This is a genomic window from Blautia sp. ZXY-1-B12, from assembly GCF_056339915.1.
The window spans coordinates 1-6,603 of record NZ_JBWJVP010000205.1; the positions used below are offsets into that span (position 1 = coordinate 1).

The 6,603-nt window shown below is 38.5% G+C and carries 6 protein-coding genes and 2 pseudogenes; 5 read left to right on the plus strand and 3 right to left on the minus strand.

The genetic code is table 11. The features are described 5' to 3' along the window. Positions 1-321: pseudogene (locus AC075L_RS12760) on the plus strand (ABC transporter substrate-binding protein); the annotation flags it as partial. Between the two features lie 150 nt (positions 322-471). Further along, positions 472-1,485 carry a ParA family protein gene (locus AC075L_RS12765; RefSeq protein WP_008706073.1) on the plus strand — a complete coding sequence of 338 codons (1,014 nt, stop codon included), beginning with the start codon at positions 472-474 and terminating at the stop codon, positions 1,483-1,485. Between the two features lie 33 nt (positions 1,486-1,518). Here the strand turns inward: AC075L_RS12765 and AC075L_RS12770 are convergent, their stop codons facing one another. The 3 genes from AC075L_RS12770 to AC075L_RS12780 all read right to left on the minus strand — a co-directional run bounded on the left by AC075L_RS12770 (position 1,519) and on the right by AC075L_RS12780 (position 3,379). After that, a complete protein-coding gene (locus AC075L_RS12770; RefSeq protein ID WP_243240784.1) occupies positions 1,519-2,592 on the minus strand; it encodes an Abi family protein in 1,074 nt (357 codons plus the stop codon). Positions 2,593-2,715: 123 nt separating this feature from the next. Beyond that, a complete protein-coding gene (locus tag AC075L_RS12775) occupies positions 2,716-3,177 on the minus strand; it encodes a DUF6773 family protein (protein WP_020993481.1) in 462 nt (153 codons plus the stop codon). Further along, the gene (locus AC075L_RS12780) at positions 3,158-3,379 is read right to left on the minus strand and encodes a helix-turn-helix transcriptional regulator (protein WP_008706078.1); all 222 of its coding nucleotides are present in this window, start codon (positions 3,377-3,379) and stop codon (positions 3,158-3,160) included. The genes AC075L_RS12775 and AC075L_RS12780 overlap by 20 nt, the downstream gene beginning before the upstream one ends. A 224-nt stretch (positions 3,380-3,603) precedes the next feature. Between AC075L_RS12780 and AC075L_RS12785 the strand changes: the two genes are divergently transcribed. The 3 genes and pseudogenes from AC075L_RS12785 to AC075L_RS12795 all read left to right on the plus strand — a co-directional run. Continuing rightward, complete coding sequence (locus tag AC075L_RS12785) at positions 3,604-4,557, plus strand: ABC transporter substrate-binding protein (RefSeq protein WP_428845678.1); 954 nt, start codon at positions 3,604-3,606, stop codon at positions 4,555-4,557. Positions 4,558-4,975: 418 nt separating this feature from the next. Beyond that, complete coding sequence (locus AC075L_RS12790) at positions 4,976-6,088, plus strand: ABC transporter ATP-binding protein (RefSeq protein WP_055052997.1); 1,113 nt, start codon at positions 4,976-4,978, stop codon at positions 6,086-6,088. Positions 6,089-6,232: 144 nt separating this feature from the next. Next, positions 6,233-6,603 (plus strand): annotated as a pseudogene (locus AC075L_RS12795) (CdaR family transcriptional regulator); the annotation flags it as partial.

A 6,603-nucleotide genomic window follows, 5' to 3' on the forward strand; every position in this document is an offset into this window, starting at 1 on the left:
CATTCTATTTTCTATGCTCCGCAGTATGTGGCAATCGAAAAAGGATATTTTAAAAATGAGGGGCTTGATATGACGCTTATAACTGGCTTTGGAGCAGATAAGACAATGACGGCTGTAATATCCGGTGAGGCAGATATCGGATTTATGGGAGCAGAAGCATCTATCTATGCCTATCAGGAAGGAGCTACCGATCCTGTTGTAAACTTTGCACAGCTTACCCAGCGGGCAGGAAATTTCCTTGTAGCAAGAGAAGAAATGCCGGATTTTAAATGGGAAGATCTGAAAGGCAAGAAAGTCCTTGGCGGCCGCAAAGGTGGTGTACATACATCAATGTAAATTATGAGACGATTGTGATTTTGTGTAATTGGGTAGACGGGTTGAATAGTGCATTTCTTAAATAAAATGTCTCTTTTGATTATGAGGATATTGATTTATAATAAATATATCTTTACATTAGGAGGAAACCATTTTATGGCAAAAATAATTGCATTATTTAATAACAAAGGTGGGGTTAGTAAAACCACTACTACTTTTCATTTGGGCTGGAAATTAGCCGAACTGGGATATAAAACATTGATGATAGATACTGATCCCCAATGTAACCTTACAGGATTATGTTTAAATGCCGATAAGGAAAATAAGCTAACACAGTTTTATGAAGCAAATAATTATAATATAAAATCAGCACTATCACCGGTTCTCAATAATGAAATGCGACCGCTTGAAGCGACAACTTGTTATGAATTTGAACACAACGAAAATCTATTTTTACTTCCTGGACATATAGAGTTTTCTGAATATGACGCAACATACAATATTGCTGAAAATATGACAGGATCTTTAGTTGTGTTGCAAAATGTTCCTGGTGCATTAAGACAATTAATCACTATGACTAGTGAAAAATATCATTTGGATTTTGTTTTACTTGACATGAGTCCAAGCATATCTGCCACAAATGCCAACATTTTGATGGGAAGTGATTTTTTTATTATTCCATGTGCCCCAGATTATTTTTGCTATATGGCCATAGAATCACTTATTAAAGTGTTTCCTAAATGGTGTTCTACTTATGATAATTTGCGAAAAGCAGAGGTTTTTAAAAACGCAATTTACAAGATGAATGATACTGTACCTAAATTTCTAGGTACTATACAACAGCGATACCGCCCGCGAAATGGCTCGCCGGTAAAAGCATTTTCAGAATGGATTGACGATATTAATAAAATTGTTGCAGAAAAATTAGTTCCTATATTGGATGAAAATGGAATGCTTATTCAAAAAAGAACTAATTACAATTTAATAAATATTGCAGATTTTAATAGTCTAATTGCTCAATCACAAATGAACAATACACCTGTTTTTGAGTTGACGCAAGAACAAGTTGAAAAGACGGGGAGTGTCTGGGAAAATATGAAACGTAATAGAGATGATTTTAGTGTTACCTTTGAAACATTAGCAAAAACAATTATCGCTTTGACAAATTAAACAAGTGTGGAGATACCATTGATGTATCTCCACTTATATTTTGCGAAATTTTGTTATCTCTTTCCAGTTAATCGGAAACCCCATATATTCAAAAAGATCATTCAACTTCAAATTTGAATTCCGCTTTTCATATCGGTCAAAAATATGCAATAATTGCTTTTTAAACAGTAAAAAATCAGTCTTTGGAAGTAGATAACGAAAAGTAATGACTACACTAAACAAGTCATTTTTTCCATATATATATTTTGAACCGTTTTTAGAAATGCCTAATTTTTTATGTAACAATGTATCTGGAATGTCAATATATGTATGATAGGAAAACAACCTTTCGTTATGAGCACATACATTTCGGTACAGCGTTAATACCTTTAAATATTTTATCATTTCATTTTTCTTGACATTTCCAAAATCCTGGCAAATTGCTCCCTGCATATTTTGAGGTAAGAATTCAAACATTTTTGATATCTGACCAAAAGTAAGGGTATTCATAATCACCCATAACGGAATATTATGATATTTGTTACGCTGGTAAACAAGATATTCGTGATCCTTGTTTTTGTTTGCCATCATATCTAGCATTTTGATTAATTTGGTAATTCCATTTTTATTTTTGGGAATATTGCCGTAATTATTGGAGTTGAGATATTCTTCTTGACGTTCTCCATGTTTTTTACAGAAGTGATAAGAAATGGACGAACGCATTTTTCTTTCCACGCGGCATAAATACTTAAAGAAAATCCCACGTAACTCTTCATCAAATTCATAAAGAGCAACTATATCTTCAAAACACGCTTCATTAATGTATTTGCGGGTATGAATATCAATAAAAGGATGTTTATATCCACCAATTAATGCATAATAACTGATATTCTGCAGGGATTCTACCGCAAAATCATCATCTGTAATAACTAGATTTTTTTCATTTTTCAGTTTTTCAACTTGTGCGGTATATGTAATAAACGGTTTGCTCATATGTACCTCGCTGCAAAATGTTCCAGATAAAGAAAAAGGAGAGGGGCCTCGGCACCCTCCCCCGATCGCAGGCTTCTCAAGTTTCTGCAATCTGATCACTAAAGATAATATAACTGATATAACTAAGAAAGTCAATCAGAAATCATCTTTGTTTTAAATTATATTCGGCAAGGACATTTTTATACATTGACCAAGGACCAAGGGGGACGGTGTTTGATGGCTCAAATACAGTCCCCTCTGGCTTTTCCCCAGGTATCATCATTCATCCTCAGAATCATCTTCAAGCTTTTTCAGTCTTTTTTTATAAATTTTAGAAGTAAGCGTTAATGCAAGGAAACATAAAATCTCTATAGAAAAAAACATAATAACTCCAGTTGCAATGGAACCGACGAGTTTGTGATAATTCCGATAAGAAATGATAAACCACAAAATCCCCATAACAACTGCGGCGATGCTACTGGCCATGATATTGTTCTTAAAATTTGGTTTCAGCTTTCTGTCCCAGATTCCGTTTCTTATGCATCCTACTGTAAGATATAAAGCAAGGCACATAAATACGATCCATTCTCCGGAAAGATCCTGTTTGCTGTCATTTCCTATGGCTATCTGGGTCAGTATTACAGCCAGCAATCCCCAGAAAGCCAGCCAGCATCCATTGTGCTCAATCTTCAGAAGTTTCAGTTCCTGTAATTCATCCAGATTACTTTTCGTTTTCTTCATCCTCGTCATCCTCCCAAAATAAATCATCCAGACTCTTATCCAAGATACGGCAGATTCTTCGGCATAGCTTGATTGTTGGATTGTATTCACCCTTTTCGATTGCATTCATAGTCTGCCGCGAAATACCGGCAGCCTCCGCCAATGCCTTCTGCGTCATATCCTTTTGTGCTCGTGCTACTTTGATAGCAATATTCTTTGGCAAGCTTGCTTCACCTCCCTGATGACTATAAGATATCATTTATTTGTATAAAAGTCAATTATATTTTACTTTTAGAAATATATAAATGAATTATCAAGAAAAAATGCACCATTTTTGAGTTGAGGGAATATCCTAACAGCAGAAGTCTCAAAAGGAGTATCTGCATGAAAAATAAAAAATGGATTTCACTAGCGGCAGCAGTTATTCTGGCGGTGACTGCGCTGCCGATGACAGCTTTTGCTGCAGAGAAGGATGGGGGAGAGGAAAAACTTACGAAAGTTACGTTGAATGAAGTCGCACACTCAATCTTCTATGCGCCACAGTATGTGGCAATCGAAGAGGGATATTTTTCGGAAGAAGGTCTGGATCTGACATTGATAACTGGATTCGGTGCGGATAAAGTTCTGACTGCTCTGATTTCCGGTGAGGCAGATATCGGATTTATGGGAGCAGAAGCATCTATCTATGCCTATCAGGAAGGAGCTACTGATCCTGTTGTGAATTTTGCGCAGCTTACCCAGCGAGCCGGAAATTTCCTTGTGGCAAGAGAAGAAATGCCGGATTTTAAATGGGAAGATCTGAAGGGCAGGAAAGTTCTTGGCGGCCGCAAAGGTGGCATGCCGGAAATGGTATTTGAGTATATCCTGAAAAAGAATGGTCTTGACCCTGAGAAAGATCTGTCTATTGACCAGAGCATTGACTTCGGCGCTACTGCTGCTGCCTTTACCGGAGATGATTCAGCCGATTTCACCGTAGAATTTGAGCCGTCTGCTACTGCTCTTGAAAAGCAAGGTGCCGGGTATGTTGTGGCATCCCTGGGCGTTGACTCCGGCTACGTACCATACACCTCCTACAGTGCCAGAACCAGCTATATGGAAAAAAATCCTGATATCATGCAAAAATTTACTGATGCTCTGCAAAAAGGTATGGATTTTGTCCAGAGCCACACTCCTGAAGAAATTGCAGAAATCATCGAGCCTCAGTTCCCTGAAACAGATCTGGATACCATCACAGCCATCGTAAAACGTTATTACGATCAGGATACCTGGAAAGAAAATCTGGTGTTCGGGCAGGATGGATTTGAACTGCTGCAGGATATCCTGGAAGACGCAGGAGAACTGAAGGAACGTACACCGTATGCAGAACTGGTCAACACAGAATTTGCGCAAAATGCTTCCTGATGATTTGCTTTCTCTGATCCACCTGTAATTTTAGCCCGATATCCGTATTCTCCCATCCGTTCCTTCATATTGTCAGAGATTTTTGACTTGATTCAGTCAAACCATAATCTTGTATACACTTTGTGTAACAGGTGGTAAAAAGAACTATGTTTACCAGGACTACTATAGTTCCAATTTTGAAAAACGCAGACAGAATTTCGTCATTTTGTCCTGCGTTTTTCTCATGCCTTTTGACAGTTTGACGGAATCCCCGAATACTGATTCCGGCTTTTCGTCAGAATGACAAGAAACAAAAAAAATCTTTGTACGATTCTTCCCTAGCCATCCCCCCTCCTTTTCGCTATACTGTCTACAGATGAAAAAAACAAGTAATCAATCAGCAAAAACACTATGAAATAATTTTGGAGGAATAATAATCATGGCAAGCTTATCATTACAGCACATTAACAAAACTTACCCAAATGGTTTCCAGGCAGTTAAAGATTTCAATCTGGAGATCGAAGATAAAGAATTCATCATTTTCGTAGGACCTTCAGGATGTGGTAAATCTACTACACTTCGTATGATTGCCGGTCTGGAAGAAATTTCCGGCGGTACATTAAAGATTGGTGACAAAGTTATGAACGATGTAGAGCCTAAAGACCGTGATATCGCAATGGTATTCCAGAACTACGCTCTGTATCCTCATATGACAGTATATGATAACATGGCATTCGGACTTAAACTTCGTAAAGTTCCGAAAGACCAGATTGATAAAGCAGTTCGTGAAGCTGCAAGAATCCTTGACCTTGAGAAACTTCTTGATCGTAAACCGAAGGCTCTTTCCGGTGGTCAGAGACAGCGTGTTGCTATGGGACGTGCTATCGTACGTAATCCTAAGGTATTCCTTATGGATGAGCCTCTTTCCAACCTGGATGCTAAACTTCGTGTACAGATGCGTATCGAGATTTCCAAGATCCATCAGAGACTGGGTGCTACAATCATCTATGTAACACATGACCAGACAGAGGCTATGACTCTTGGTACCAGAATCGTTGTTATGAAAGACGGTGTTGTTCAGCAGGTAGATACACCACAGAACCTGTATCAGAAACCAGGTAACTTATTCGTTGCAGGATTCATGGGATCTCCGCAGATGAACTTCCTTGACGCTGTTATCTCCGAAAAAGGCGGCAACCTTATCGCTAAAGTTGGCGATCATGAACTGGCTATCCCGGCTGCTAAAGCAAAAGCTCTTAAAGATGGCGGCTATGTAGGTAAAACAGTTGTTCTCGGTATCCGTCCGGAAGATATCCATGATTCCCAGATGTTCATCGAAGCTGCTCCAAGCGCACCGATGACATCCGTAGTTAAAGTTTACGAGCTTCTCGGAGCTGAAGTATTCTTATACTTCGACGTAAACGGAACTCAGGTTACAGCACGAGTTGATCCTCGTACAACAGCTAAGACCGGTGATCCAATCAAATTCGCATTCGATATGGAAAAATCTCATTTCTTTGATAAAGAAACAGAACTTACAATCTGCAACTAATTTTCAGGAATCTTTAATAAACCCGGGGAGTTTTCCCCGGGTTTTTATGTTATAATATAGAATTGGCTGCCTGATTACTTCGATCAGACAATTTGCAAGGATTGCTATAAGCTGACTCATACCCCAAAAGAAAGGATTGACCTAATGAAAATACAACAGATTTTACAGAAATGCCTGACAGACTGGAAGAATATCAGCCAGATTGATTTCTGTCTGCTGGATTCTGATAACCATATCTTTCTCTCTACCTGTGATAAAAAACTTCCTGCAGAATCAAAACTGGAAGAATTTCGCCAAAGCAGTGCCCTGTGTGTTTCCAATACAAGCTGCTGCCTGTATAAGATCATGGAGAACCATTCCATCTCCTATATTCTGATCGTATGGGGAAAAGCAGAAAGTACTGCTACCATCGGAGAGCTGGCTGTATGCCAGGTACAGAGTCTCCTGGCTGCCTATGCAGAGAAAAGCGACAAGAATACCTTTATGCAGAATCTTCTCCTTGGTAGTTATTCTGA

Coding starts and splice junctions, on each gene's coding strand:
- AC075L_RS12765 (WP_008706073.1), top strand. CDS start 472: ATGGCAAAAATAATTGCATTATTTAATAACAAAGGTGGGGTTAGTAAA.
- AC075L_RS12775 (WP_020993481.1), bottom strand. CDS start 3,177: ATGAAGAAAACGAAAAGTAATCTGGATGAATTACAGGAACTGAAACTT.
- AC075L_RS12785 (WP_428845678.1), top strand. CDS start 3,604: ATGACAGCTTTTGCTGCAGAGAAGGATGGGGGAGAGGAAAAACTTACG.
- AC075L_RS12790 (WP_055052997.1), top strand. CDS start 4,976: ATGGCAAGCTTATCATTACAGCACATTAACAAAACTTACCCAAATGGT.